At 34.5% G+C, this 1448-nt stretch carries 1 protein-coding gene; it reads right to left on the bottom strand.

Going from position 1 to position 1448, the window contains the following annotated elements; genetic code table 11:
- Positions 1-209: 209 nt before the first annotated feature.
- A complete protein-coding gene (locus SB717_RS33305) occupies positions 210-1214 on the bottom strand; it encodes a DUF3231 family protein (RefSeq protein ID WP_410907063.1) in 1005 nt (334 codons plus the stop codon).
- Positions 1215-1448: the final 234 nt, after the last annotated feature.

Raw genomic sequence — 1448 nt, 5'->3', positions numbered from 1 at the left:
ATGTGTCTTGAAAGGGACTCGCACGGTTCTTAGGGGAGGAAGGGGCAGTGATGCCCCTAACTTACCCGACTTAACTAGCTTTGTATAGCGTATACAGTATAAAAAGAGAAAAAAACTCCTGGGCTCAATCAGAAGTTTTTTTCAAAGGTTATTATACATGAGATGATATCCATCATCTTGGGTAGTTTGCTCAATATATAAGAATTTACTCATTTTTCTTTTGCAATTTCTTTTCTGTTAGGAGCAAGTGGCGGTTGTTCTAACCATTTATTTTTCACCATAATGTTAAACCATTTTTTTGTTACTATTAGATTTTTGAGAATGATGCCTTCATAAGTTGTTACAAGATCTGTTCGCATGGCTGATGCTAAACCTGTTCCGTGATAGGCTTGTGCTGTTTGGAATAAGAAACCAATATGATACATCATTAACTTATCAGAAAAAGGGGAGTCTGTTGAAGTTGTTACTTCTGTCTCCCACGATTTAGGAACTGGTAAATTATCTGCGTGCATTATTGTTGAAAAGGATTGTATTTGACCATCAGCTGTTTTCTCCGAATCCTCTAAAAATTTTCTTACTTCTTTTGATTGAGCGACCTGACTAAATCCAATAGAAAGAGTTTTAGCCATAATACTTTTTTTAAGGTTGAAAGAAATACTTATGATTTCTATTGCAGTTAAACGTCTCCCCTTTCCGAAAAATCCATCCGTGAAATCCTGGCTAGAAATAAATTCAGGGTTCGTAGCAGGATAAAAATAAGGGTCCCTCTGAAAATCCCCTTTTTCAAGTAATAATTCAATCGTTTGATGATACATCCTTTTTGCATCATTATCACATGAATCGTAGAAGTGGCGTAAGTCTTCTCTGACAGAAACACCTAATGAGGTTGTATGTCCTAGCAAGCCATGTAAAGTCATGATATGTAAATAATTCATGCAGAATATATCAGTGAATAATTTTTTGGTACCTTTATTGAGGTCAGACTCAGTAAATCCAATTGGAACTGGAAACCCTTCGTTTTCTATAAAAGCTACGATTTGTTTCTTTTGTTTTGCGAAGGTCTTGATAGCATCTTCAAAAATGGCCTTTATTGACTCATCCTCAATAATAGAGAACATATATCGATTTACTACATCTGTCATTGTTCCGTTTACATACTCTCCCCATAGTGTCCCTATTTCGGAAGATGTGAGTTTTAACTTATTCTTATCCAAATTATCACCTCGTGGATAATATTTACTAATTTATTAATAGATATGAATTTTTCTTAATAAAAAAGGTTTTTAGCATGTAATTTTCGATAACTGTGATTATGTTAACTACTTCTGTATATCGTATACAGCGTAAAAAACAGAAAAACCACCTCTGGGGTGAACTGAACCCCAATTGTTAGACAAAGAAACTCTAATGATTGGGGTGCTTTTATGTCAAGACATACATTTGAAGAT

Source organism: Priestia sp. SIMBA_032, assembly GCF_046535215.1.
Taxonomy (GTDB): domain Bacteria; phylum Bacillota; class Bacilli; order Bacillales; family Bacillaceae_H; genus Priestia; species Priestia aryabhattai.
This window is presented reverse-complemented; position numbering and strand designations above follow the sequence as displayed.